General features: G+C 61.4%; 23 protein-coding genes and 2 pseudogenes. 3 read left to right on the top strand and 22 right to left on the bottom strand.

The window, feature by feature from the left end:
- Positions 1-57 precede the first annotated feature (57 nt).
- Entirely contained in the window at positions 58-987 is a 930-nt protein-coding gene (locus FQ755_RS01380; protein WP_144150328.1) for an AraC family transcriptional regulator, read from the top strand.
- A gap of 17 nt (positions 988-1,004) precedes the next feature.
- On the opposite strand, the pseudogene FQ755_RS01375 reads toward FQ755_RS01380, so the two are convergent.
- The 16 genes and pseudogenes from FQ755_RS01375 to FQ755_RS01295 form a co-directional block, all read right to left on the bottom strand.
- A pseudogene (locus FQ755_RS01375) lies at positions 1,005-1,417 on the bottom strand (restriction endonuclease); the annotation flags it as partial.
- Between the two features lie 147 nt (positions 1,418-1,564).
- On the bottom strand, positions 1,565-2,611 hold the full coding sequence (locus FQ755_RS01365) for a Fic family protein (RefSeq protein WP_144150326.1): 1,047 nt from the start codon (positions 2,609-2,611) through the stop codon (positions 1,565-1,567).
- A 339-nt stretch (positions 2,612-2,950) separates the two neighbouring features.
- Positions 2,951-3,187: a DUF2274 domain-containing protein gene (locus FQ755_RS01360; RefSeq protein WP_144150325.1), complete on the bottom strand. Its 237-nt coding sequence runs from the start codon at positions 3,185-3,187 to the stop codon at positions 2,951-2,953.
- Positions 3,184-4,500: a TrbI/VirB10 family protein gene (locus FQ755_RS01355; protein WP_144150324.1), complete on the bottom strand. Its 1,317-nt coding sequence runs from the start codon at positions 4,498-4,500 to the stop codon at positions 3,184-3,186. Before FQ755_RS01355 ends, FQ755_RS01360 begins: the two co-directional genes overlap by 4 nt.
- A gap of 2 nt (positions 4,501-4,502) precedes the next feature.
- Positions 4,503-5,501, bottom strand: coding sequence for a P-type conjugative transfer protein TrbG (gene trbG, locus FQ755_RS01350; RefSeq protein WP_144150323.1), 999 nt, complete (start codon positions 5,499-5,501; stop codon positions 4,503-4,505).
- Positions 5,498-6,202, bottom strand: a complete 705-nt coding sequence (gene trbF / locus FQ755_RS01345) for a conjugal transfer protein TrbF (RefSeq protein WP_144150322.1) — start codon at positions 6,200-6,202, stop codon at positions 5,498-5,500. Before trbF ends, trbG begins: the two co-directional genes overlap by 4 nt.
- A 23-nt stretch (positions 6,203-6,225) precedes the next feature.
- Positions 6,226-7,605, bottom strand: a complete 1,380-nt coding sequence (gene trbL, locus FQ755_RS01340; RefSeq protein ID WP_144150321.1) for a P-type conjugative transfer protein TrbL — start codon at positions 7,603-7,605, stop codon at positions 6,226-6,228.
- Positions 7,602-7,907 (bottom strand): hypothetical protein, encoded by a 306-nt coding sequence (locus tag FQ755_RS01335; protein ID WP_144150320.1) that lies wholly within the window; start codon positions 7,905-7,907, stop codon positions 7,602-7,604. The genes trbL and FQ755_RS01335 overlap by 4 nt, the downstream gene beginning before the upstream one ends.
- A 5-nt stretch (positions 7,908-7,912) precedes the next feature.
- Positions 7,913-8,641, bottom strand: coding sequence for a P-type conjugative transfer protein TrbJ (trbJ, locus tag FQ755_RS01330; RefSeq protein WP_144150319.1), 729 nt, complete (start codon positions 8,639-8,641; stop codon positions 7,913-7,915).
- Positions 8,638-11,088 carry a conjugal transfer protein TrbE gene (trbE, locus tag FQ755_RS01325; RefSeq protein WP_144150318.1) on the bottom strand — a complete coding sequence of 817 codons (2,451 nt, stop codon included), beginning with the start codon at positions 11,086-11,088 and terminating at the stop codon, positions 8,638-8,640. The genes trbJ and trbE overlap by 4 nt, the downstream gene beginning before the upstream one ends.
- A gap of 13 nt (positions 11,089-11,101) precedes the next feature.
- Positions 11,102-11,371: a VirB3 family type IV secretion system protein gene (locus FQ755_RS01320; RefSeq protein ID WP_094854453.1), complete on the bottom strand. Its 270-nt coding sequence runs from the start codon at positions 11,369-11,371 to the stop codon at positions 11,102-11,104.
- On the bottom strand, positions 11,368-11,751 hold the full coding sequence (locus FQ755_RS01315) for a TrbC/VirB2 family protein (protein ID WP_144150317.1): 384 nt from the start codon (positions 11,749-11,751) through the stop codon (positions 11,368-11,370). The genes FQ755_RS01320 and FQ755_RS01315 overlap by 4 nt, the downstream gene beginning before the upstream one ends.
- Positions 11,748-12,773 (bottom strand): P-type conjugative transfer ATPase TrbB, encoded by a 1,026-nt coding sequence (gene trbB, locus FQ755_RS01310; protein WP_144150316.1) that lies wholly within the window; start codon positions 12,771-12,773, stop codon positions 11,748-11,750. The genes FQ755_RS01315 and trbB overlap by 4 nt, the downstream gene beginning before the upstream one ends.
- Positions 12,770-13,246 carry a CopG family transcriptional regulator gene (locus tag FQ755_RS01305; protein WP_144150315.1) on the bottom strand — a complete coding sequence of 159 codons (477 nt, stop codon included), beginning with the start codon at positions 13,244-13,246 and terminating at the stop codon, positions 12,770-12,772. Before FQ755_RS01305 ends, trbB begins: the two co-directional genes overlap by 4 nt.
- Positions 13,243-15,273: a conjugal transfer protein TraG gene (locus FQ755_RS01300; RefSeq protein ID WP_144150568.1), complete on the bottom strand. Its 2,031-nt coding sequence runs from the start codon at positions 15,271-15,273 to the stop codon at positions 13,243-13,245. Before FQ755_RS01300 ends, FQ755_RS01305 begins: the two co-directional genes overlap by 4 nt.
- A gap of 500 nt (positions 15,274-15,773) precedes the next feature.
- Positions 15,774-16,358 carry a TetR/AcrR family transcriptional regulator gene (locus tag FQ755_RS01295; RefSeq protein ID WP_144150314.1) on the bottom strand — a complete coding sequence of 195 codons (585 nt, stop codon included), beginning with the start codon at positions 16,356-16,358 and terminating at the stop codon, positions 15,774-15,776.
- Between the two features lie 172 nt (positions 16,359-16,530).
- On the opposite strand from FQ755_RS01295, the gene FQ755_RS38585 reads away from it, so the two are divergent.
- Positions 16,531-16,602, top strand: coding sequence for a hypothetical protein (locus tag FQ755_RS38585; protein ID WP_409937021.1), 72 nt, complete (start codon positions 16,531-16,533; stop codon positions 16,600-16,602).
- Positions 16,603-16,623: 21 nt separating this feature from the next.
- On the opposite strand, the gene FQ755_RS01285 is transcribed toward FQ755_RS38585, so the two are convergent.
- Positions 16,624-16,917 (bottom strand): DUF1330 domain-containing protein, encoded by a 294-nt coding sequence (locus FQ755_RS01285; RefSeq protein WP_144150313.1) that lies wholly within the window; start codon positions 16,915-16,917, stop codon positions 16,624-16,626.
- A gap of 132 nt (positions 16,918-17,049) precedes the next feature.
- Positions 17,050-18,081: an aldo/keto reductase gene (locus FQ755_RS01280; protein ID WP_144150312.1), complete on the bottom strand. Its 1,032-nt coding sequence runs from the start codon at positions 18,079-18,081 to the stop codon at positions 17,050-17,052.
- Positions 18,082-18,549: 468 nt separating this feature from the next.
- On the opposite strand from FQ755_RS01280, the gene FQ755_RS01275 reads away from it, so the two are divergent.
- Positions 18,550-20,049, top strand: coding sequence for an aldehyde dehydrogenase family protein (locus FQ755_RS01275; RefSeq protein WP_144150311.1), 1,500 nt, complete (start codon positions 18,550-18,552; stop codon positions 20,047-20,049).
- A 59-nt stretch (positions 20,050-20,108) separates the two neighbouring features.
- Here FQ755_RS01275 and FQ755_RS01270 read toward each other — a convergent pair whose 3' ends face one another.
- From FQ755_RS01270 to FQ755_RS01255, 4 genes and pseudogenes are all read right to left on the bottom strand, one after another.
- Complete coding sequence (locus tag FQ755_RS01270; RefSeq protein WP_144150310.1) at positions 20,109-21,071, bottom strand: AraC family transcriptional regulator; 963 nt, start codon at positions 21,069-21,071, stop codon at positions 20,109-20,111.
- 436 nt (positions 21,072-21,507) lie between these two features.
- Positions 21,508-21,831: pseudogene (locus tag FQ755_RS37920) on the bottom strand (aldo/keto reductase); the annotation flags it as partial.
- 482 nt (positions 21,832-22,313) lie between these two features.
- Positions 22,314-22,850, bottom strand: a complete 537-nt coding sequence (locus FQ755_RS01260; RefSeq protein WP_186308382.1) for a TetR/AcrR family transcriptional regulator — start codon at positions 22,848-22,850, stop codon at positions 22,314-22,316.
- A gap of 97 nt (positions 22,851-22,947) precedes the next feature.
- Entirely contained in the window at positions 22,948-24,057 is a 1,110-nt protein-coding gene (locus tag FQ755_RS01255; RefSeq protein ID WP_260858237.1) for an enolase C-terminal domain-like protein, read from the bottom strand.
- Positions 24,058-24,329: the final 272 nt, after the last annotated feature.

The raw sequence follows: 24,329 nt of genomic DNA, 5'->3' as shown, positions 1-24,329 counted from the left end.
GCGGCTGATCTATGGTGTAGAGTTCGGATTTAGTTCTCGATCGTTCGGAATTCGACCATGGACCCCCTCTCGGATGTGTTGTCGTTGCTGAAGCTGCGTAGCTATGTATCCGGAGGCTTCGATGCAAGCGGAGACTGGGCCGTGCAGTTTGGCCCCCACGACGGAATCAAATTCCACGCTGTCCTTGTAGGTGAGTGTTGGGTATCGGTCGATGGCACGCCCGAGGCAGTGAAGGTCTGTGCGGGCGAATGCTTTCTGCTGGCGCGAGGAAAGCCCTTTCGCATCGCCAGCGATATGGCGGTGGAACCGGTCGACTTCCGCGCGCTTTTATCGCCGGCACATGACGGGCGTATCGTGACGTACAACGGGGGCGGCGAGTTTTTGAGCATCGGTGGCTATTTCACCCTCGTAGAGGGCCAAGCCGATCTTTTTCTGAATATGCTTCCCTCGCTCATCCATGTCCGCGAGGAACCCAATCGAGCGACGTTGCGCTGGTGCGTCGAGCGCATGAGACAGGAATTAGTCGATCTGCAGCCCGGCGATTTCATCGTCGCCCAGCAACTGGCCACCATGGTCCTGGTAGAAGCGTTGCGACTACACCTTTCAGAGACGCAGCGACATGGTGTTGGCTGGCTGTTCGCCTTGGCCGACAAACGGCTGCGTGCGGCGATCAACGCCATGCATGAGTCTCCCGGCCAGCGATGGACCCTGCAGACGATGGCCGAGCGGGCAGCCATGTCGCGCACTACGTTCACGCTCAAATTCAAGGAGATAGTAGGCGTCTCGCCCATGGACTATCTGACGCGCTGGAGAATGATGCTGGCCGCGGACAAGCTGACCCATTCTCGTGACTCTGTGTCAGAGATTGGGCTGGCACTCGGCTACGAATCCGAGAAGGCCTTCAGCTCAGCGTTCAAGAGAGTCATGAACTGCTCGCCACGCCGATTTGGTCGCCAGCAGAGAGAGGCTGTGATCGAGATGCGTTAGAGCAAAGAGTGCTGCCGGTCGGTCAACCAGATGGCGGTCTCGGCCGCTTCGACCTGGCAGAAGAACGGGCGCACACCGGCGAACTTGTGGTTGCGCCAATGCTCCAGTAACCGGGCTGTTTCGGGGGTGACGCGCCACTGCGCCGGTGGCAAGCGACGCCAAGCATCGACCTCGCGCCGCACTGAATTGATCAGTTCAGAATGTCGGTAGCGCTGCCCGTCGTCAGACAGGCTCTCAACATCATCCAGCGCCAGAGTAGTCTGCTCACCTTGGTGCCGGCGTGGTTTTGGAATCGGACTAACGAAGCTGGATGCTCGGCGAGATTCGACGATTCGCTGTGTAGGTTGCCCCTTCTCGTCGAGCTCCCAGTGCAAAGACGGGTAGCCGTATGGAGATTGAGAATAGGCTGCTTGAAGAACTGGTCGCTCACTTCTTTAGTCCCCTGATATTTAGGCTGTTTCGGGGCAATTCAAAGCACGATGCCGCGATCTTCAGCCGTGCCGCTGGCCGAATGGTTTGCTTGAGGGTGTCACCCAGCAAATGGCTGATGTTGCCGATCAATTCCACCATGATCCCCTTACCCTTGCTTGATCCATTTCGCCCCTCGTCCTTTGCCTGTTGACTCTATTAACCCCTCTGATTTCATTGCCCGCAGCACCAATCGCACCATGTCCCGGCTCACGCCTGGGCAGGCTTCCTCGATATCGGAAATCGAAAACGGCTGGCTGCGCCCCCGGACTTCTGACCGCACTCGATCCCCCTTGCTGCCACGTCCCCGTTCTATAGTACCGACACGCTCTTCGAACTCACGGTATGCGCGAAGCAAGGCTCCCCAGAAATAGTCGAGCCAGGGTTTGACGTTGTGCTGCCCCTGATGCCAGCCTTGCGAACTGGCCTCCAGTGTCTCGTAGTAGCCTTCCTTGGTGTCCTCGAAAATGCGTTCAAGGCTGATATAGCGGCCTACCGCATAGTCGAAGTGGTAAAGCAACTGCAAGGTCAGCAAGCGAGACATGCGCCCGTTGCCATCCGGAAAGGGGTGGATGCACAGGAAGTCGAGCATCGCCAGCGGCACCAGTACCAGTGGGTCGGCCAGATGCTGGTCCAGTGCGGTGGCGTAACGCCCGGTCAAATCGGCCATGGCCATAGGCGTGAGGTGCGCCGCGACTGGCTGGAAGCGCAGCCGCGCCGTGCCGTCCGGATAGCGTTCGATAATGTCATTATTGGTGGCCTTCCAGCGCCCGCCCGCCTGCGGCATGTAGCGGTACAGCAGAGTATGCAGTTGCAGCACCACGCCTTCGCTGAAGGACATATGTGTGGCGGACTCATGAATCAGCGCCAGGGCATCACGGTAGCCAGCGATCTCCTGTTCAGAGCGACTCTTTGGCGTTGCGTTGCGGATGACCAGGGACTTCAGCCGTGAGGGCGCCACGACAACGCCTTCCAGGCGGTTGGAGGACTCAGTGGACTCGACTACCGCGATCTGGCGAAGACCCTTAAGGACTTCGGGTGACTGCGCGGCGTAAAGTTGTTGCTTGCCTTGGTACTCGCCCAGTGAGCGTAACGTGGCCGCCTGGGTGCCATCGAAGCGAAGCGCGGCGAGGTACTCTGGCGTGAGTGAGTGCATGGAAATGTAAACCAGGGCTGTGTAAACGGGGCAATCATAGCCGTTAAAGGGGGTATTGGATATGAAAATACCTCATTAAATCTGCTTGACTACCCCCTTTCCCCAAGGCGAACAGACTGGAGTGCCTGCCCCAGACTCACACCATCTCAAATAGATGAAGCACCAGTAAAAATAGGGTATTTTTAATAAAATTACCCTATTTATCCAATTGAGTACCCCATTTCTTGGCTAAAGTTCGTCGCACAGCTAAGGCCAGCAATGGCACTAGCCTCTCCTGTTAAGAATGCCGATTTCCTGTAGTGCCAACTGTTTTCGCAGCCGTATAGGAATCAAAATGTCCTACTGTGGCCTCTCCCTTTTCGCTACGACTCTCCGGAATCCCCGATCCCCCGCCATGAACGCCTCCAGCATGTGCGGAATCAGCGTAGTGGTATCGACCGCTTCGCCGTAGGTCTGCGCATGCAACGCGGCGTAGCGGTCGAGGTCGGTTTTCAAGCTGATCGGACACGCGAAGGTCAGCTTGATGCTTTCAGTTTTAGGCAGCGGCCCCAGCCGCAGCTTGCGTGTCGTGCTCATGGTGAAGTCCCCCGATTGAAGAACAGCGGCTGGTACGGCCGCAGCACGATGTCGCGGTTGACGATGATGCTGACCGGCAGGCCCGGCCGTTCGGTCAAGGTCGGCTGGATGTTGAGATTGCGGCGCGTGAATTCCTGGCCGACCTGATTGGCCGTGTCCTGCGCGCTATCCCGGAACGCGATGACCGTATTGCCATTGACATTGCCCTGATTCGAGACGGCCAGCTCGGAACCCACGCCCAACACGGTGGACAGCACAGCACCCGCCAGGATGCGTCCCCAATGCCAATCGACGCCATCCTCCAGACCGGCGTAGCCAGCCGGATCGGCACCAGCCAGGTTGTCCAGCGTGAGCGAAGACGTGTCCGGCAGAATGATGCGGTTCCACACGATCTGCACGCGACTCTGCCCGTAGGCGACCTGACTGTTGTATTTGCCGAGGATGCGCGAACCCTGCGGAATCAGCAGATAGCGGCCCGTCGCTGTGTCGTACACCGGCGCCGTCACGGTGCCGATCACGTCGCCCGGCAGGTCGGACTTGATACCCGTCACCAGCGCCGCCGAGATCACGGTGCCGGCCATCACCTGATACGGCGAGGCCGGCGTTTGCAGACTGCCGGAATTACGGGTTTGCGTAGTTCCGGCTTTCTGGAACGCCTCTTTCTGGTCTTGCCGGTTCTGCACGGCGGTCGGGTCGGCCGGCTGCGCCGCCGTTGAGGCCGGCCCTGCGGCCTGCGGGTCAAAACCCGCCAGGCCGGACGCCGGCGCGGTCGAAGCGGTCTGCGTGGATGCAGCGGTCGCCGCATCGGCGCGTTGCAGGTTGCTGGAACGAAAGAACACCGACGAACCCGCCGCCGCTTCGGCCTCCTTGCGTAGCGCATCGCGCTCAGCCTCTGCCGCGTCCTGGCCGGGTGGCGTGTAGCTGGCGACCGCAGGCGGCTGTGACTTCACGATGGCCGGACCGAGATCGCCCGGCAACGGCGGCCCCAGCTCCGGCACCTTCGGCGGCTGCGGTGTTGGCTGCGGCGGTAGCTTTGAGTAGTCGGCGGGAAGCTGGCCGAGTTCTTCGGACTTCGATACGCGATCGACGTTGTAAAGCTCGCTCGCATCGGTGTTGCCGCGCGAGTGCTTCGGCTGCAACGACCACATCGTTGCGCCCAGCACTGCAGCACTGAGACCACCGGCCAGCAGTGCGAGTGTGCGGCGATTGAGGCGCGTTACCGGGCGCGGCTGCGCCCGCAGTGTCACATTCTCCGGCGCGACCTTCGGCGCGGCATCGGGGATCGGCACGTCGGGGGTGTTGTCCTGGCTCATGGTCAGTTCCCCCGCGTGCCGTCCGTGCGCTCGATACGCACCACGTCGCCCTTGTCACCGCCCAGGCGTAGTTCGGCCGCGCCGAACAGCCGATCCACGATGTAGTACGGCGAGCGAAAACGGTAGTTGACGAGCTGGCCATCACCCTGCACGCCGATGACGAACAGCGGCGGCAGTTCGCCTTGCGCGATGCCGGGCGGAAACTCGATATAGACCTTCTCGCCATCGTCGAAGGCGCGCAGCGGCTTCCACGGCGGATTACTGCCGCTGATCGCGTAGCGGAAGCGGATCTTCTCTAGCGACAGGCCGGTATCGACGGGGGCTGCCGCCTGCGCGGCTTGATCCTGCCGCTGCAAGGCCAGCATCTGGTCTTTCGGGTACTCCCACGACACCGACGCCATCCACGCCTTGTCGGTCGAGGTCAGCTCGATCAGGTAGGTGCGCCGGCTGGTGGTGATGACGAGGTTCGTCTTGAGGCCCGAACGGATCGGCTTGACCAACACGTTCACGCGCAGATCGTTGCCAGCCCCGCTGGATGTGTCGCCGACGATCCAGCGCACGGTGTCGCCCGCGGCGACCGTCACCAGTTCCTCGCCGGGCTGGAGCGAAATCACGGTGACGCGCCCCGGCGCGGCATAGACCTGATACAGCGCGCCATCGGTGAAAGGCCACACCTGAATCGCGTTGACGTAGCCCTCGCGCGTGGGCGCCATGCGCGCCTCGGCGTTGGCGCGCGACACGCGCACGGTTTCATCGGCCGGCTCCGGCGCAGGCTTGGAATCGTCCGCCTCCGGCAGAGGCTTCGTCTGCGCCGGCATCGGCAGCACCTTCGGCACCTCCACCACTTCGACCGGCTTGGGCGGTTCGGGCAGCATGTGCGCCTGTACCGGCTCGTCGAGCGAGATATGCGGCGGCGGCTTGCCCTGCGAGGCGCAGCCCAGTAATGACGACGTGACCGCTACGGTCAGCCCGAAAGCGTAAAAGCGGAGAGACAGGTTCATGGCTTGGCTCCTTCGGACGCATCGAGTTCGCGGCTCCACGACAGGCCGTTGACGTAGATGCCGAGCGGGTTCTTGCGCAGGCGTTGCTCGGTGCGCGGGGTTTGCAGGACGATGGACACCACGGCGTTCCAGCGTTCCGTGCTGGTGGGTGCGCCGTTGACGAAACGCTGCTCCGTCCACCGGACGTTGAACGACGAATCACTGGCGCGCGTGACGCTGGTAATCTGCACCGTCACCGACTCCTTGCCGACTCGGGCGAAAGGATCGTTGTTGCTGGCGTAGTCGTTGAGCACGGCTGCGCCGTGGTCGGTGGTGTAGTCGTAGGCGTTGAGCCAGTTCTGCCGCACCACGATCGGGTCGATGGAGAGCGAGCGAACCAGCGTGATGAAGCTCGCCAGGTGGTAAGCGATCTGCGCATCGGCGGGCCGGTATGGCGTAGTGGCAACGCCGACCGCGCGCACCTGGCCGGTCTTGTCCACCTCCACCACGTAGGGCGTGACGATGGACTGCGCCGAGCGCCACACGAGGCCACCGGCCATCAGCAGCGCGAGCGCGAGGCAGCCGAAGGCCATGAAGCGCCAGTTCTTCGCCTGCACGCGGGCCGAGCCGATGCGCTCGTCCCACACCTGCGCGGCGGACTGGTACGGAGTGGCAGGCTGCGGCGTACTGGCGTAGCGCACCTGCGGTCGCTTGAATCGCATGGCGGATTCTCCTCAAGGGGCGTTCATTCGTCGGGTTGGCCCAGGCTCGGGCCTTGCGCCGAGCCGCCGCCGTCCCCGCCGTGCAGCGTGTGCGCGGCGGTGGTCGCGGCATGGGTGATCTGCTGGCGGCGGTGCAGGCGCTTGGCCCACGCGGGCTGCGGCTGGTCGGTGGCGGAGCTGGTGGAATTGGCGGTGGATTCACCGGATGCAGCCGCGCCAGGCGACGCTCCGCCGCTGGACTCACCCGCGCTGTCCGAGCGGAACGCGGCGGCAGCGCGTTGCCCGAACGAGCGCGCGCCAGCGGCGGCCTTTTGGCCGACGGCCTGCGCGCCGGTCTTGGCGACGTTGCCGAAGCCCGCCATCGCGCCTTTCGCGCCGCCGCCGGCGGCAGCGGAACCGGCCTGAAATGCCGAGCCGGCGCTGCTGGCCGTGGATGCAGCCATGCGTGCGCCTTTGCCGAGCGCGCTGGCGGCGGCTGGCGCCATGCGTGCGCCGGCCACCACTGCACCGCCGACGCCCGTAGCCGCCGCGCCGATGGCGACAGCGGTACCGGCTGCGCCTACGGCAGCGCCGGCCATCGCGCCCGCGCCGAGCTGCGGTGCGCCGGATACCAGGCCGGTAGCAATGCCCGGCCCGTATATGCCGAGTGCAAGCAACGCGAGCGAGGCCAGCATCACCACCAGCGCATGGTCGATGGACGGCTCGCTGGGCGCCGTCGGGAACTGCCCGAACAACCCCGTACCGATGCCAACAATGACGGCCAGCACCTGTACCTTGATGCCCGCCGACACCACGTTGCCGAGCACTTTTTCCGCAAGGAACGCGGTCTTGTTCCACAGTGCGAACGGCACCAGCACAAAGCCGGCCAGCGTGGTCAGCTTGAACTCGATCAACGTGATGAAAAGCTGCACCGCGAGCACGAAGAAACAGACGATGACGGTCAGCCAGGCGAGGAACATCACGACGATGGGCGTGATGTTGATGAACACCTCGGGAAAGCCCGCCATGTCGCTGATCTGTTCGAGGATCGGCATACCGGCGTCGATGCCGGTCTTGGCGAGATGTCCCGGTTGCAGAAACGTCTCCATGCTCACGGCCGAGCCGGTAGCCGTCAGGCCGAGGTCGGCGAAGGAACGGAACACGACGCCGGACAGCATGTTGAAGTTGCCGATGATGTAGGCGAAGGCGCCGACGTAGAGCACCTTGCGGATGAGCTTCGCCATCACGTCTTCGCCCTGGCCGGTGGCGTGGCCGAGTGACCAGTAAAGACCCGCCAGCGTCATGTCGATGACCACCAGCGTCGCGGTCAGAAATCCGACCTCGCCACGCAGCAGACCAAAGCCCGAGTCGATGTAGGTGGAGAAGACATTAAGGAAGTGGTCGATGATCGAAACATCGTTCATGGCCGTTGCTCCGTCGGTTCGCCCGCCGTTGGTACTGACCCGTCGAAGCTGGCCGGAATGGGCGGCAGATCGGCGAGCGTCTGGTACTCGCCGGGGCCGACGCGCCCGGAGAAAAAGCGCCGCAGGTTGGCTTGTTCAACGTGCGCGCAGAACGCGGCGTCGTGCTGGCCGCGCAGGCATTGCCCGTGCAACGTGTGCAGCCGCGCGGGGTCGGCGGCGAGCGCATCGACCGACAGCGCCTGCGGCCGGTCGCAACCGGCCACCAGGCACGCGATGACGAACAGGACGGGCACGCGGTTCATGGCCGTCAGTTCCCGTAGAAGCTCACGGTTTCCGGCGTGTACGGCGTGCCGGTGCCGAGGAACCGCTGCGTGATGACGCGGCCCTGTTCAACGGCGGCAGCCTGCCGCGCCAGTTCCAGCGCCGACGCGCGACCCTGCGTAAGCTGAAGCTGCTGCGCCTGGATCGACTGCTTGGCCTGCAAGGCCAAAAGCTGGTTGGTCGCCTGCTGTGCTTGCAGTGCGCCGGTCGCCGACTGGCTCTGGCTCACGAGGTCGGTGAGCACGCCCTGGTCAGTGGTCACGTTCTGCGACACCTGCGCCTGCATCTGCATCGCGGTCTGCAAGCCGTTGAGCGTGTTCTGCCAGCGCTGGTGCGCGTCCTGGTACATCTGATTGCCGCTCACGGTCGCGGCGTACTGCTGCCGGTACAACTGCGCGAACTGCTGATCCATGCTCTGCACCTGGAACGCCAGTCCCTGTGCTTGCGTGATGAGCTGCTGCGTGGTCGCCAGCGTTGATTGCAGCCGACTGACGACGTTGAACGGCAAGCTCTCCAGATTGCGCGCCTGATTTATCAGCGACTGCGCCTGATTCTGGAGTTGCCGGACCTGGTTGTTGATCTGCTCCAGCGTGCGCGCGGCCGTCATCGTGTTCTGCACGAGATTGGTCGCGTCGATGACGGCCCATTGCGCGTGCGCAGCAGGCATGACGCCGATCAACGTGGCAACAGCGATGGCGAGAAAGCGAATCTTCATGGCGAAACCTCCAGCAGTTGAGGAGCGAGAAAGGACGCAGCGGATGGCGCCGACGGCAAGAGGTCGGCCGCCCAATCAAGGCCGCGATGACGCAGCCACGCGCCGGCGAAGCCGGGTGCGCCGGCTTGCGTCAGCACACGGTCGATGTCGCGCTGGTCTTGGGGTGTGGATGCGCCCGCGAACGCGAGCGTGACCGGCCCCAGGTCGAGGTCGAACAGGCGATTGCCTGCGCGCGACTGGTAGTAGTAGTCGCGCTTGGGCTGCGCGGTGGCGACGATCTCGATCTGCCGGCTGTTGAGGCCGAAGCCTTCGTAGATCGTGCGAATCTGTGGCTCGGTGGCCTGCGGGTTCGGCAGAAAGATGCGGCTGGCGCAGCTCTCGATGATCGCGGGAGCGATGCTCGAATCCTTGATGTCCGCGAGCGACTGCGTGGAAAAGATCACCGACACGTTTTTCTTGCGCAGCGTCTTGAGCCATTGCCGGATGCGAGCGGCAAATACCGGGTCATCGAGGAACAGCCAGGATTCGTCGAGGATCAGCAGCGTCGGTGCGCCGTCGAACCGCTCGTCGAAGCGTGCGAACAGATAGCCCAGCACGGCCAGCACTGCGGCCTTGCTGTGCATCAGTTCTTCCATCTCGAAGCACTGCACGTCGGCCATGCCGAGCCGGTCGTGGTCGGCATCGAGCAGCTTGCCGTGCGCGCCACCGAGCACATACGGCGCAAGCGCCTGGCGCAGCGCATTCGATTGCAGTAGCACCGACAGGCCCGTAAGCGTGCGCTGTTCGACCGGCGCACCGGCGAGACTGCCGAGCGCCGACCAGATGGCCGCCTTCTCGTCGGGGCCGACGGCAACGCCTTCGTGCGTCAGGCGACCTTCGACCCATTCGGCGGCCCAGGTGCGATAGCCCTCCTGGTCGATGCGCGCGAGCGGCTGGAACGCGATCGCGCCATCGGCGCCGAGGTCGTAATACTCGCCACCAAGGCCCAGCGCCGTTGCCCGCATCGAGCGGCCCATGTCGAAAGCGAAAATGCGCGCGCCGGGATAGCGGCGGAATTGCATCGCCAGCGTGGCGAGCAGGACGGACTTGCCCATGCCGGTCGGGCCGGCGATCAGCGTGTGCCCCACGTCACCGATGTGCGTCACCAGCCTGAACGGCGTTGCGCCTTCGGTGCGGGTGATGATCAGCGGCGGGCCGTCGAGATGCTCGTTCTTCTCCGGCCCGGCCCACACTGCCGACACCGGCATCAGATGCGCGAGATTCAGCGTCGAGACGATGGGCTGGCGGACATTCGCATACGCATTGCCCGGCACCGACGACAACCACGCCTCCACCGAATTGAGGGTTTCGGGAATCGTCACGAAGCCCCGGCCCTGAATCACGCGCTCTACTTGGCGCAGCTTCTCGTCGGCCGTGTCGGCATCGTTATCGAGCACGGTCACGGTCGCCGTGACGAAACCGAAAGCAACCTGATCGCTGCCGAGTTCCTGCATCGCGCCATCGGCGTCGGCCGACTTGTTGCTGGCGTCGGTATCGACCAGCGGGCTTTCCTGCTGGAAGATGGTTTCGCGCAGTAGCGCGAGGACGTTCTTGCGCTTGGCGAACCACTGCCGGCGCAGACGGCCCAGCTCCTTCTCGGCCTCGGACTTGTCCATGCAGAGGAACCGGGTTGACCAGCGATAGGCGAAGCCAAGCCGGTTGAGGTCATCCAGAATCCCCGGCCAGGTCGAGGTCGGAAAGCCGCGCACTGTCACCACGCGCAGGTGCTGGTCGCCGAGTATTGGCGCCAGCCCGCCGATCAGCGGCGCGTCGGCTAGCAGCGCGTCGAGGTGAAACGGCACTTCGGGCATGCCGACGCGATAGCGTCGCGTCGAGATGGTGCCGTGCAGGTAGGTCAGCGTTTCGCCGTCGTCTAGCCACGCGATTTCGGGCATCACGCCGTCGAGCAGGTCGTAGAGCCGATCCGTCTCCGCGACGAAGGCCGTCAGGCGCTCGCGCCAGTCCACGCCTTCGGTCGGCCGGTTCTCGTACAGCAGCCCGGCGGCGCGGGTGCGCGATTCCTCCGGCGGCAGGTATTGCAGCGTCAGGTGATAGACGCTCTCGAAGTGACTGCCGGATTCCTCGAACGTGGCACGGCGTTCTTCATCGACCAGCCACGACAGCGGCTCGGGGAAATCGGAGTGCGGATAGTCGGCCGCCGGCCGGCGCTCGGCTTCGATGTAAAAGGCCCAGCCGGAACCGCAGCGGCGCAGCGCGTTGTTCAGCCGGGCCGTGGTGGCGACCAGCTCGCCCTGCGTCGCGCTGTCCAGGTCGGGGCCGCGAAAGCGCGCCGTGCGCTGGAAACTGCCGTCCTTGTTCAGCACAACGCCGGGCGCGACGAGTCCGGCCCACGGCAGCCAGTCGGCGAGCAAGGCCGGACGATGACGGTATTCGGCGAGGTTAAGCATCGCGGCATCCTCCTCACACGTCCAGCAACGGCTTATGCTTCAGGTGCCGGGCGAACACCTGCATGAACTGCGGATCGACGCGCGCGCCCCACACGGCCAGCGAATGGCCGACGATCCAGAGCGCGATGCCGGGAATCCACAGTTGCAGGCCGAGTCCCACGGCACCGGAAAGCGTGCCGTTGGCAATCGCCACGGTGCGCGGCGCACCGCCCATCAGGATCGGCTCGGTGAGCGACCGATGCAGCGGCACCTCGAAGCCCGGCAGGTCGTTGGCCGTGCTCATACGACGGCCCCGCCGGAAAAGCTGAAGAACGACAGGAAGAACGAGGACGCCGCGAACGCGATGCTCAACCCGAACACGATCTGGATCAGCTTGCGAAAGCCACCCGAGGTGTCGCCGAAGGCGAGCGCCAGGCCCGTCGAAATGATGATGAGCACCGCGACGATCTTGGCGACCGGCCCCTGGATCGAATCGAGGATGGATTGCAGCGGCGTTTCCCAGGGCATCGACGAGCCTGATGCCTTCGCCGTGCCAGCCGTCATCAGCATGACGGCGGCGAGCAGCAGGCCGTGATATGCGGGGCCGGCCAGGCACCGCAGGCGAGCGAGGCACGAAGGCGGATTTACGGAAATACGGAAAGCAGGGGCGTGCATCTGCGTCATGGCAGTTCTCCAGAGGGGTTGAGAGACGAGGAAGAAAACGGCAGCTCTGGAAGCAGTGGCTCCAGCGCATCCGCGAGGCGATAGCCCACGCCATCGAAGCCAAGCACGCGGGCAATGCTCTCGATGCGGCGGCGCCGGCCACGGCCGGCGATGTGGACGACGACGTTGACCGCCTCGGCGACGAGCGCCCGCGGCGGATTCACGGCCACTTCGAGAATCAGTTGCTCCAAGCGCAGCAGCGCGCCCAGCGCGGAACCAGCATGGATGGTGGCGATGCCACCGGGATGGCCGGTGCCCCACACCTTGATGAGATCCAGCGCTTCGCCGCCGCGTACCTCGCCGACGATCACGCGGTCGGGGCGCAGCCGCATCGTGGCGCGCACCAGCTCGGTCATCGACACGACGCCCGCGCGCGTGCGCAGCGGTACGTGGTCGCGCGCCGTGCATTGCAGCTCGATGGTGTCTTCGAGCACCAGCACGCGGTCGCCCGTGGCAGCGATTTCCGCAAGCAAGGCATTGGCGAGCGTGGTCTTGCCGGTGCTGGTGCCGCCCGCGATCAGGATGTTCTGCCGCTCGCGCACGGCATCGCGCAGGAACGTCGCCTGCGCGTCGGTCATCATGCCGTCGGCGACGTAGTGATCGAGCGGGATCACGCCCAGGGCGCGCTTGCGCAGCGCGAACGCCGGGCCGGGAGACGCCGGCGGCAGGATGCCCTCGAAGCGTTCGCCGGTTTCCGGCAGCTCGGCGGTCAGGAGCGGCTGGCCGCGATGCACTTCCGCGCCGACGTGCGCGGCGACCAGGCGAATGATGCGTTCGCCATCCGCTTCGGACAGTTCGACGCCCAGTGGCGCGCGACCGGACGACAGCCGATCGACCCACAGGGAGCGGTCGGGGTTGAGCATGATTTCCACCACGTCCGGGTCTTCGAGGGCGGCGGCGATGACTGGCCCCATTGCCGTGCGCAACATGCGGATGCGCCGGTCGAGCGAGGTGCTGGCGAAGGACTGGGGAACGGCGCTCATGTGGCACGCTCCGCATCACGGTCAAGAGCTTCGGCTTGCGCCGCCGTATCGTCGAGCCGCACGGCGTCGGGGTTCAGCTCGTCCACCACGTCGCGCACGAGACTGCGCCCGCGCATCAGATGCCGGCCGAGCTGTTCGACAAACTGCTCGAAACGCACCTTGCCCTGCGCGCGGGCCGCGTCCTGGTGCGCTTCGGGAACCGGAGTGCTGACGGTCAGGAAGTAGCGGACGAACAGCGCCAGCGTTTCTATCTCGATGTTCTGGTCGCGCTCCAGCCGCTCGAACTGGCGCGTCAGTCGGTCGAGGCGCCTGGCGATGGCCGCCTCGCGCTGGTCGCCCGCGTCCGGCGACAGCCACGATGAGAGTGCCGCCGCGACGATGGACGACTTGGATACGCCTTTCTTGACGGCCAGCTCGTCGAGGCGTTTGGCGTGTTCGCGCGGAATGAACAGGTTGAGGCGGTACTGGCTCATAGCTCGATCCCGTCTTGTTGGTCGAGGGACACCAGTCGGGCCGTGCGCTGCATGGCCGGGTCGAGCTGGCGGGGGGAAGAGGGAAAAGCGGGCAACGGCAGGTCGTCGTCGTCATCGAGCAGCGCCAGGTCGGTGCCGGCAGGCTGCGGTTCGGGGCTGTATTCGGCGACTTCGGAGAGTTCGGGCTGACGGCGTGGGCCGCCGCCGTCGGCCATGCCGGCGTCATCGCCCGCGAAGCCGGTAACGGCGGGCGCAACGGAAACGGCAGGAATTGCCAGCCCACTCCAGTCGTCGGGTCGTTGCGGTGGCGCATCGACATAGCGCCCGACCGCAAGGGTGGGCGGTGGCAACACGCGGCGCTTGAAATTGGCGTCGGTGTAGTAACGCAGCTTCTTGGCGCGAATCGGCGCGACGCTGGACACCATCACCACGGCGTCGTCGGGCGGAAGCTGCATCACTTCGCCTGGCGTCAACAGTGGGCGCGCGGTTTCCTGGCGAGACACCATCAGGTGCCCGAGCCACGGCGCGAGCCGATGGCCGGCGTAGTTGCGCTGCGCGCGCAGCTCGGTCGCGGTGCCGAGCGTTTCGGAGATGCGCTTGGCGGTGCGTTCGTCGTTGGTGGCGAACGTCACGCGCACATGGCAGTTGTCGAGGATGGAATGGTTCTGGCCGTAGGCTTTGTCGATCTGGTTCAGCGACTGCGCAATGAGAAAGCTGCGGATGCCGTAGCCGGCCATGAAGGCCAGCGCCGTCTCGAAGAAGTCGAGCCGGCCCAGCGCCGGAAACTCGTCGAGCATCAACAGCAACTTGTGACGACGCGCGACGCCGTCGCTGCCGTCGAGGGATTCGGTGAGCCGCCGGCCGATCTGGTTGAGGATCAGGCGCACCAGCGGTTTCGTGCGGCTGATGTCGGATGGCGGCACGACGAGGTACAGCGAGACGGGGGATTCGGATGCGATCAAGTCGGCGATGCGCCAGTCGCAGCGCGACGTGACTTCGGCCACGGTGGGATCGCGGTACAGACCGAGGAACGACATGGCGGTGGACAGCACGCCCGAGCGCTCGTTGTCCGACTTGTTCAACACCTCGCGGGCGGCCGATGCGACGACAGGATGTGGCCGATTTCCCTGATCAGTGCCCAAGTGTCGCGTGGTCATCATCCGGTGCAGCGTCAGCTCGAATGGGCACGCGGGATCGGAAAGGAAATTGGCGACGCCGCGCAGTGTCTTGTCCTCGACCGCATAGAGCACGTGCAAGATGGCACCGACCAGCAGCGCATGCGAGGTCTTCTCCCAATGGTTGCGACGTTCGAGTGCGCCTTCCGGATCAACGAGGATGTCCGCGATGTTCTGCACGTCGCGCACTTCATGCGCGCCACGCCGGACTTCGAGCAGCGGGTTGTACGCGGCCGACTTCGCATCGGTCGGGTTGAACAGCAGGCAATGCGAGAAGCGCGAGCGCCAGCCGGCGGTGATGCTCCAGTTCTCGCCCTTGATGTCGTGGATAACGGCCGACGCAGGCCAGCTCAACAGCGTTGGCACGACGAGGCCGACGCCCTTACCGGAGCGCGTCGGCGCGAAGGTCAGGACGTGTTCCGGGCCTTCATGACGCAGGTATTGGCCGCGATGCAGGCCGAGGAAGATGCCGGCCGGTTTGTCGAGGCCGGCCTTGTGTATGTCGGCGGATTCGGCCCAGCGTGCCGAACCGTAGGTCGTGACGAGCTTCGATTGCCGCGAGCGCCACACCGACATGGCGATGGCGACCAGCGCAGCAATCAGGCCGCCGCTGCCCGCGATGGCACCGCCTATGCTGAAGATGTGCGGTGCATAGCCGTCGAACAGGAACCACCACTCGAACAGCCGCCACGGGTGATAGACCGGCGTATCGAGAAAGTCGAACCACGGCGAGCCAAGGCGCAGCTGATAGCCCAGGGCAGCGGCTGTCCATTGTGTGGCAGCCCACACGCCGGCGAACACAATGCCGAACACGACGGCAATCTGCCCGAACAACACGCCTTGACCTTGCATCCCGGCCTCCGCTTTTTCCCGCACGACACGCGGCACAAAGACGTGCCGCAGCCGTGAGATTCGGGCTAGGTTAAGCGGGAGTCAAAGACTGTTATCGGAAGCAATGTCATGAAAAAAACATCGTTTCCTGTTGCAGGGTAAGCTATAAGAACAGTGGAAGCTATGGCGCGCTGCGGCGTGCTACCGAGGGAGGCAAGTATCTATTTGACGTACTGGCGATCAGCACTTTGGCGGTGCTCTGCGATGACCGGTCGGGCGTTCTCCCATCACTAGAGGGTTTTGGCCGCTTATCCGAGGGACAACACATATCCAGCGGACGTGCGGCCGGCTTGCCTACTACTTCTCGTTGCATACGTTTGCTTTGGCAACCGGGAAGTGTTTGCGCAGGAAGGGCCAGAGGGCACGAATGTCGTCGGCCTCCCGCTGCGCGAGGAAAAAAAGACCGTCGAGAAGATCAGCAAGGGCGCTCGAATGAACTGTTGATCGGTGCGCCGGAAAGACTAAGCTGACGACTCGCCGAGGAGCTTGCACCGAGCTGCAGCAATGATCTCGTTGGAAATACCTTTCCCGCTCGTGGCCCATGCAAGAACTAGCGAACCCACCATCGTGGAGATATCCACAAGTGCCCGTTCTCGCCGCGCGGGCGGTTCCTCATCGGAGAGTTGCGCGTTGCTGAGAATGTTGATCAATTGTTCGAGTCCTTCGCGATAGGCTTCGCGAACGGGCTTGGTTTGCTCGCATCTAGAAACGTCCATGGCGAGCGCAGCCATGGGGCATCCATGTCCCGCAGAAGCTCGGTTCGACGGCTTAAAATACGCTTTGATTAGCGCGCTCCGGACATCTGAAGCGCCGTCGGCTCTCTTTTTCCAAGCTTCGACGGCCTCAAGGAAAGCACTAGTGCATGCCACCGCCGCCATGTCGTCCTTGGATTCGAAGTGCTTGTAGAAACCGCCGTGTGTCAAACCCGCAGCGCCCATGACGTCAGCCACGCTCACGCCGAGGCCGTGCTCTCGAATGAGTTGCGAAGAAACGCGCTTGATCTCTGCGTGATTTAGTTCTGTTTGCGCCTTGGACGCACGGGGCATGAAAGTTCCTTGCTTGATGTGAATTCATTTATAAATGTTAAGCGTAATCTACAGAGTGAAATTTCGCAACCTTGCTCCTCCCCTCGCTACACTCGAGTTCGCCAGAGTTTACGAACTGCGGCCAATACGTTGACGGAACGATCGAGGCTTCGCAGAGCAACGCGCGCTGCCGATGATTTTCAAGGGCCGCGGCGACTGCTCGAAGGTTGACTGGGCTTTGTTGGGCCTGCCGACCGCCAACTGATCGCTTGTTGCTATCTGGCCTTCATTCCTGTATGCCCTCCACAAGAACCGCACGATAGTTCGCCCCTTTAAAGCGATGCCGCGCGGCGGCCTGATATGCATCGCTGTAATACCAATCGCGCGCGGCGGTTGTAGTCGGAAATTCCATAATGACGACGCCTTCCGGCGCTGATCCCTCAAGCGCTTGTTGAGTCCCGTAGGCCGCAAGAATCTTGACCGAATGCCCTTCGAAAGTTTCGCGCACCTTGCTTTGATAGAGGTCAAGCTCGTTCTGGTCTATGGAGAGGTCTTTCGTAAAGACTATATATGTGGTCATGGTGTTAATTCCTCGGGTCGATGAACTTCATTTAAGGAAAAGATCGGCCCCGTCCACAGCCCTGTGACTGAGGACGGGGGCAGGCAGAGCTGGCCTAATGAAGCCTTGGATTTAGCGATACCGTGATTAGAATCACCAAGTGGTCGGTTTGGGGTTTCGGGCGTCGAACGCCTTCTGGTGCCAATAAGGGTAGATCGGGGTTTCTTGACTCACCGCGTCCAAACGGGCCACTTCTTCAGACGTCAGTTCCCAGCCCACGGCGCCTAAATTCTGCAAGAGTTGATCCTCGTTCCGTGCACCGATGATGACATTGGCGACGGAGGGGCGACGAAGCACCCAATTCAACGCGACCTGCGGAATTGTTTTACCGCGCTCCTTGCCGATCTCTTCCAGCACGTCCATGATCGTGAAGAGCTTTTCCTGGTTCACAGGGGGGCCGCCGTCTGCGCCGCCTGCAGCGATACGCCCCTCGCTGAGAGGCTGTCCGCGGCGAATTTTCCCCGTTAACTGAGCACCGCCAAGAGGACTCCACACCATGGTGCCCAATCCCCGATCAAGTGCAAGTGGCATGAGCTCCCACTCGTACTCACGACCGACCAACGAGTAACTTCCCTGATAAACCACATAGCGAGCCAGACCATACCTCTCCGAGGTGGCCAATGCTTTCATGACTTGCCAGCCGGAAAAGTTGGATGCACCGATGTACGAGATCTTGCCGGCGGAAACCAGATCATCGAGTGCTCTCAATGTCTCATCCACCGGCGTCAAGGCATCGAAGCCGTGCATGAAATAAACATCGATGTGATCGGTCTGAAGACGCTTCAGGCTGGCTTCGCATGCGCGAACGAGATGGTGCCTCGAAGAACCGACTTCATTAGGAGCCGCCCCCATCGAAAACGTACTCTTTGTGGAAATCAAGGCGCTATCGCGCTTGCCCTTCAACGCAGCTCCGAGGATCTCTTCAGATCGACCGTTGGAGTAAATGTCCGCAGTATCGAAGAAGTTGAGGCCGTGGTCGAGGGACACGTCTACGATCCGTTGAGCCTCGGTATCTTGAGTGCTTCCCCACTTTTCAAAAAAGGATCCCACCCCTCCGAACGTGGCGGTGCCAAGACTCAAGGCGGGGACTTTCAAGCCAGAACGGCCAAGTTTTCTGTATTCCATGTACGTCTCCATTGCTGGGAAAAAACGCAATCTCGCACGCTAGCGCGAATGAGAGATTCCGAGTGGTCAATCTAATAATAGATTCTATATAACATCTATTTTTCCTGCAAGACCTCCGCGATCAACGCTCGCTTGTAGAGGATCAGGCATCGCGATATACGGTCGATGATGGAAACAATTGAGCAAACAGATGGTCCGCGTGCCATCCGCCGCCGATGCCGCGATGTTGCGTTCAGCAGCGCTCACGTCGGTCGCGCCTTTCGCTTCTGACATGGCGCCGGTCGGGTACACATGACGACGAATGTGCAGTCTGGACAAGAAGATGGTAGCAACCGGACAAGTGAGTTTCTGAACGACAGCGCATCATAGAAAAGCTAAATATCAACGCTGTCCTGGCTATCGCTGCGCCAACGGGTTATCCCGTCGTGACGGGCGCAGCAGCCGACCATCACTCCGGAGAAACACACCATGTCGTCCGTCAAATCCGTATCAATCGCGGCCGTACCACGGCCATACGAAGGCTTTAGCGACCAGTACATCTCAGGCCGGTGGCGAGCTGGAAAATTTGGAACCGCACTGATTGATACCGATCCCTATACCAGCAATACCTTGGTTGAAATCCCGAACGCCGATGCGAGCGATCTAGACGAGGCCTATCGCGCTGCAGCGCACGCCCAACGTCTGTGGGCTGCCACCGCACCGCACGAACGGGCACAGGTCATCGCGCGCGCTGCTGAAATAATGAAAGCCCGGCACGACGAGATGCTGGACTGGCTCATCAGCGAAACGGGCAGTACCCGAGCCAAGGCCGAAATCGAATGGCATTTCGCAGTGGGCATCACCGCGGAAGCCGCGACCTTTCCTCACCGGGCCGAGGGGCGTCTGCTCCCGAGCGACGCGCCGGGTAAGGAGAGTCGGGCGTACCGCCAGCCTCTTGGCGTGGTGGGCGTAATCAGTCCTTGGAACTTCCCGCTCTACCTGACCCAGCGTTCGGTCGCACCTGCGTTGGCTCTGGGCAATGCCGTAGTCATCAAGCCGGCCGGGGAGACCCCTGTCACCGGAGGGTTGCTGCTCGCGAAAATCTTCGAGGAAGCCGGGCTACCGGCCGGTCTGCTCAACGTGGTCATCGGCCAGGTCGAAGAGATCGGTGATGCCTTCACTCTGCATCCGGTGCCTAGGATGATCTCATTTACCGGCTCCACGCGAATCGGCCGGCGGGTAGGGTCGCTTGCCATGACTGCGCCTCAGATCAAACGTGTCGCGCTTGAACTGGGTGGCAATGCACCGCTCGTCGTGCTTGATGATGCAGACTTGGAGCATGCGGTCCGCAGCGCCGTGGTTGGTCGATTTCTGCACCAGGGACAGATCTGCATGAGTTCGAACCGCATCATCGTCGACGCGAAAGTGCATGATGCGTTCGTAGAGCGTTTTGTTGCGCATGTCAGAACACTCAAGTATGGTGACCCGCGCGATCCCGCTGTATCCATTGGACCGGTGATCAGCCAGAAGCAGCTTACGGCACACTTCGCAACGCTAAAACTTGCCCACGATACCGGGGCAAAGCAGTTGCTCGGGGGGGAAGCCCAAGGGTTGGTTCTGCCGCCTCATGTGTTCGTTAATGTCAAGAACGACTCCGTTTTTGCTCAGAGCGAAATGTTTGGTCCTATCGCTCCGATCATCAAGGTCTCAGGCGATGAGGAAGCACTGCGTGTCGCGAACGAAACGGAGTTCGGACTATCGTCTGCCGTGTTCACCCAGGATCAGGAACGCGGCGTTCGGTTTGCGCTGGGAATCGAGGCGGGAATGACACATATCAACGATCACAGCGTTGATGATTCCCGGTCCGGTCCGTTTGGCGGTGAAAAGAACAGTGGTCTTGGGCGATTTGGCGGAGAGTGGATTCTCCATGAACTGACTCGTGACCATTGGGTGACGATCCAGCAGAACAAGGGACCGTATCCATTCTGATAAGCGAATGGGTCGACATTCGGCCGGACTGATCGTGAGTCCGGCCTTAGCGTATTTTTTTAGTAATCCCCGTGCGGTCGGTACGCTAACGTGCGCATTGCCCTCGGATTCAGGCCGTAGGATTGTTTGAACTTCCGGCTGAAATGCGCCGGGCTTGAAAAGCCGCAATTCCAGGCAATCTCATCGATCGGCATGGTGCGGCACGCAGGCTTCGTCAGCAGGTCGTAGGCGTGCTTGATACGCTGCTGCCAAACGTAGCGCATCAGAGACGTTCCCTGCTCCCTAAACAGATGATTCAGATAGCCTATTGATAGGTTCACGTCATTCGCGATCTTTGCGGCGTCCAGGGTACTGTCCGCCAGCCGCTCGTTTATATAACGCTCGATGCGGAAAAGTGCAGCCTCGCGGGTCTTGAGACCATATCTCCCCTCCTTTCCCAATAGAGTTATGTCAGCCATATCGAGTAGCTGTGACGCCAGCCGAACGATGGTAGTGTCACGCGCGGCACCACGATATTGCATCAACAGACTGCTGATCCCCAGAAACAGTTGTACATCGGGAGAATCGGAATCCGCTTCCACCCACTGCTTCAGGCTTGACGGATTGCCACGTTGGCGAAGTGCAGATTTCGGGCATCCCATCACCACCATCCGGACCTGCTCGTCAACCTGCTCCGTGAAAGGCCAGGAAGGGTCCACAACGACCAATGCGCCCGCACGTACGCAACCTTGTTTGCCGTTTTGCTCGAACACGACCGTGCCGTGAACGATATGCTTGATCAATATCTGATCCGCTTTGCGGCCCGGTTGCTCCTGTGGGACAAGCCGTAGATCGGCCATGCGGACATCAGCAATCGTCAGTTCCCCCGTATCCAGAATATTGATGTACGGTTCGGTGTGGCTGCGGTCCGACTGACTTTCCAATCCATACACGTTTCCCAGTACGGCGTGCCAATCCGCACCAGGCAAGATGGCACGCCCGACGATTTGTTTTTCACCGCTCGGTCTGAGTATCTCGCCCACTATGACTTCCTGGCTCTTGACTGAATCACCCTGGGAATACCGAAGACCCGGTTACACAGCAGTTCTCGCAGGTTGGCGCGCTCCGTCCTGCATTGACGCAGGAGTTTCTTCAAGCGATCCGAGTCGGCAGCCGACTCATCGACCGTCGGAACAGTGGTTTGCCGTTGCGGTGCTTTGGACTGGCCGCGTGCGGTGTGTGCGGCAGCCTGCATAAATGGAGCGATCTGCTTCACGGACATGGTTCGATTCCCTCCTGGGTGTCCGGCTCGAAAGGCAGTGAGGGCGTGATTTCAGGAGATTCGATGGCTTGCGCGCGCTCGATAAAGCGCGACAGCACCTCCGAGGATTCGCCGTTGCGATATAGCAGGTAGGTCGTCAGCATCGGCGAGCGGCCCGCCAGCGGCCGAGGCACCATCTCGTTCGCGGCTAGCCAGACGCGAACGAGATGGTGCCTCGAAGAACCGACTTCATTAGGACCCGCCCCCATCGAAAACGTACTCTTTGTGGAAATCAAGGCGCAATCGCGCTTGCCCTTCAACGCAGCTCCGAGGATCTCTTCAGATCGACCGTTGGAGTAAATGTCCGCAGTATCGAAGAAGTTGAAGCCGTGGTCGAGGGACACGTCTACGATCCGTTGAGCCTCGGTATCTTGAGTGCTTCCCCACTTTTCAAAAAAGGATCCCACCCCTCCGAACGTGGCGGTGCCAAGACTCAAGGCGGGGACTTTCAAGCCAGAACGGCCAAGTTTTCTGTATTCCATGTACGTCTCCATTGCTGGGAAAAAACGCAATCTCGCACGCTAGCGCGAATGGAGATTCCGAGTGGTCAATCTAATAATAGATTCTATATAACATCTATTTTTCCTGCAAGACCTCCGCTTGCGCCCTGCACGACACAGGGCACCCGGCAAACGCTACCTCCGTCGTGCGCAGACGACGCGCTCTCGCTCGTTTCCCTGTTCTCAGCCGGAAGACATTTCATTGTTCTGGAGTAGCTCCACGTAACAGAGGACAGGAGAACCTTCTTAAAACAGAGATAGCCTTGTGACCATCACGAAACCTAGTCCTTACGTGGAAAACATTAAAATTCTGACCGATCGGAACTTCGCTGGCGGCGCACGGCGCAGGAAAAAGTCGCCATCGTGCAGGTGACGGTGGCTCATAGCGCATCGGTATCGACGGTTGAACCGTCATTTGCATTAAAGCGTCTAGCTAGTCGCAAAAAACTGGTCAAAAGAACGGCTCAACATTCGACGCAAAGCAAACGTGAAACCATTTTCTGAACCATGTCCGCGTGTCTGCGTAATTCTGAAGAGGTGCGGCCCGGGCACGCCGTTAGGTGCCAGAGTAAACAAAGTTCCTCGACGAATCGTGATGGATCTGTAACGCCAGCACACGCTGCGAGAGCGCCGAACCGCTCTCGTAAGATCGCTCGTCCGCTGTCGATACATTGGCGTACTGGGTGGTTCAAATCAGTAAATCCAAGCGAAAATTTCAGCAGTGCATCGCCGTCGTAATCAGTGTCAAGCATTTCTTGGCACAGGACCGTAAAGTATGCCGCGATCTGTTCGAGCGGCCGGTCCGGATAGCAGAGCTTCAAGTCGTTCCAGCGCTCCGATGCGAGCCTGCTTGCCCAGGCAACGTAGGCCAGCGCGAGTTCATCCTTAGATGCGAACTGCCGATAGACGGACATTTTGTGGGTGCCTACCGCTTGCGCAATCTGATCGACACTAACCGCGTTAAAGCCATGGCGATAGAAAAGTAGCGCTGCATGCTCCATGAGAGAATCTCGCAGCGACTCAGTCCGCCCTTGTCTTTTTCCCATCCGCGGTTGAGGCACAGGAGGGCAGCCAACGCTATCGTGCTTGGACATGAGGCTAAGCGTCGGAGGCGAACTTGCTGACTGCGTCTTCGTTCCATGTAATACCGCTTCCAAGCCGATCTGGAATCACGATGCTGCCGTTTGCCAGCTCGAACGGCTCGGCCAGGATCGGATTCACCCAATCCTGCCATTCGAGCCAGTGCGCAGTCTCGGTAATGCGCATTAGATGCGCCGACACTTCTGGATAAAGATGGGTAGACACTTCAATGCCGGCGGCGGCCGCGACCGGCACCGATCTCATCCACCCGGATACACCGCCGATACGCATCAGGTCCGGCATGACGTAGTCGGCGGCTCCGGCACTGATCGCGCGGGCGAGTTCGCGCGGGCCGTAGAAATTTTCGCCGATCTGTATGGGGGTCTTTAGTTCACGCGCCAGTTGCGCGTGCCCAACCAGGTTAGTGTACGTAGTCGGCTCTTCAAACCAGTGCAACCCTTCACCGTCCAGCGCGTGACACCGATGCAGCGCATCGCCGAAGGTTAGCCCTTGGTTAAAGTCCACCATCAATTTGATATCTGCACCCACTTCGGCCCGGACTATTTTAATGGCGCGCAAATCATCTTCGACACGGTCCCGCCCCAGCCGCAATTTCAACGCCGCGAAGCCCCCTTCGTTGACGAGCTCAGTCGCTTCCCCGGCGAGCGCATCCGCGCTACTTAGCCAAAGCCCGTTGCTGTTGTACGCCGGGACCGGACCGATATCGCCACCGAGAAAACGAGCGAGCGGCATACGCACAGACCGCGACAGAGCGTCCCACGCAGCCATATCTAACCCCGAAATGGCAATCATAGAAAGACCCTCGTGGCCAACCAGATTCAGACCGCGCCGCCCATCCAGGAAATCAATTAAAGGACTAATCTGCTTTCCGGCGCGGGAGGCTGCGATGTCTTCGATGACTGCCTTGATGTACTTCATCGACTGCTTTAGGTATGGCTCCAGATAGCTTTGACCCGTAATGCCCTGTTCGGTGTCGAGATCGATCAGCACCACCGGCCACCAGTCAAACACGCCGACTCTCGATATCACGGAGCGCTTTAACGGTACCTCTACCAACCGGACATCGACGGAATGCAATGTGAGTTTTTCATGCTGCATCAGATCCATCCTCTTCGAGAGTGGCTGAACTCTCGAAGAATCACTGCGCTTCGTAAAGAAGCGAGAATATAAACATACAACCTCAAATTCGATCGAGAGTAATTCTCAGGCCGGACTGCAGCGCGAACGCTGAGCGGGCAGGTAACTAACATTTAGGGAAGGTCTGCATAAATCATGCAGGAATTGAGTTGCCAAATATGCCGTCGACTGCGACGATTTGGGCATGAGACAAGCTAATCTGGGATTGGATTTGACGACCAAACGAACGCGCAAGCGGGAGT

Origin of the sequence: Paraburkholderia sp. BCC1885, assembly GCF_900996235.1 — a bacterium.
Lineage (GTDB): Bacteria > Pseudomonadota > Gammaproteobacteria > Burkholderiales > Burkholderiaceae > Paraburkholderia.
This window is presented reverse-complemented; position numbering and strand designations above follow the sequence as displayed.

Coding starts and splice junctions, on each gene's coding strand:
- FQ755_RS01305 (WP_144150315.1), bottom strand. CDS start 13,246: ATGAGCCAGTACCGCCTCAACCTGTTCATTCCGCGCGAACACGCCAAA.
- trbB (WP_144150316.1), bottom strand. CDS start 12,773: ATGAGCGCCGTTCCCCAGTCCTTCGCCAGCACCTCGCTCGACCGGCGC.
- FQ755_RS01255 (WP_260858237.1), bottom strand. CDS start 24,057: ATGGATCTGATGCAGCATGAAAAACTCACATTGCATTCCGTCGATGTC.
- FQ755_RS01315 (WP_144150317.1), bottom strand. CDS start 11,751: ATGACGCAGATGCACGCCCCTGCTTTCCGTATTTCCGTAAATCCGCCT.
- FQ755_RS01320 (WP_094854453.1), bottom strand. CDS start 11,371: ATGAGCACGGCCAACGACCTGCCGGGCTTCGAGGTGCCGCTGCATCGG.
- FQ755_RS01295 (WP_144150314.1), bottom strand. CDS start 16,358: ATGCCCCGTGCGTCCAAGGCGCAAACAGAACTAAATCACGCAGAGATC.
- trbF (WP_144150322.1), bottom strand. CDS start 6,202: ATGCGATTCAAGCGACCGCAGGTGCGCTACGCCAGTACGCCGCAGCCT.
- FQ755_RS01260 (WP_186308382.1), bottom strand. CDS start 22,850: ATGGAGCATGCAGCGCTACTTTTCTATCGCCATGGCTTTAACGCGGTT.
- FQ755_RS01365 (WP_144150326.1), bottom strand. CDS start 2,611: ATGCACTCACTCACGCCAGAGTACCTCGCCGCGCTTCGCTTCGATGGC.
- FQ755_RS01380 (WP_144150328.1), top strand. CDS start 58: ATGGACCCCCTCTCGGATGTGTTGTCGTTGCTGAAGCTGCGTAGCTAT.
- FQ755_RS01355 (WP_144150324.1), bottom strand. CDS start 4,500: ATGAGCCAGGACAACACCCCCGACGTGCCGATCCCCGATGCCGCGCCG.
- FQ755_RS01280 (WP_144150312.1), bottom strand. CDS start 18,081: ATGGAATACAGAAAACTTGGCCGTTCTGGCTTGAAAGTCCCCGCCTTG.
- FQ755_RS01360 (WP_144150325.1), bottom strand. CDS start 3,187: ATGAGCACGACACGCAAGCTGCGGCTGGGGCCGCTGCCTAAAACTGAA.
- trbJ (WP_144150319.1), bottom strand. CDS start 8,641: ATGAAGATTCGCTTTCTCGCCATCGCTGTTGCCACGTTGATCGGCGTC.
- FQ755_RS01335 (WP_144150320.1), bottom strand. CDS start 7,907: ATGAACCGCGTGCCCGTCCTGTTCGTCATCGCGTGCCTGGTGGCCGGT.
- FQ755_RS01285 (WP_144150313.1), bottom strand. CDS start 16,917: ATGACCACATATATAGTCTTTACGAAAGACCTCTCCATAGACCAGAAC.
- FQ755_RS01300 (WP_144150568.1), bottom strand. CDS start 15,273: ATGCAAGGTCAAGGCGTGTTGTTCGGGCAGATTGCCGTCGTGTTCGGC.
- FQ755_RS01275 (WP_144150311.1), top strand. CDS start 18,550: ATGTCGTCCGTCAAATCCGTATCAATCGCGGCCGTACCACGGCCATAC.
- trbG (WP_144150323.1), bottom strand. CDS start 5,501: ATGAACCTGTCTCTCCGCTTTTACGCTTTCGGGCTGACCGTAGCGGTC.
- trbL (WP_144150321.1), bottom strand. CDS start 7,605: ATGAACGATGTTTCGATCATCGACCACTTCCTTAATGTCTTCTCCACC.
- trbE (WP_144150318.1), bottom strand. CDS start 11,088: ATGCTTAACCTCGCCGAATACCGTCATCGTCCGGCCTTGCTCGCCGAC.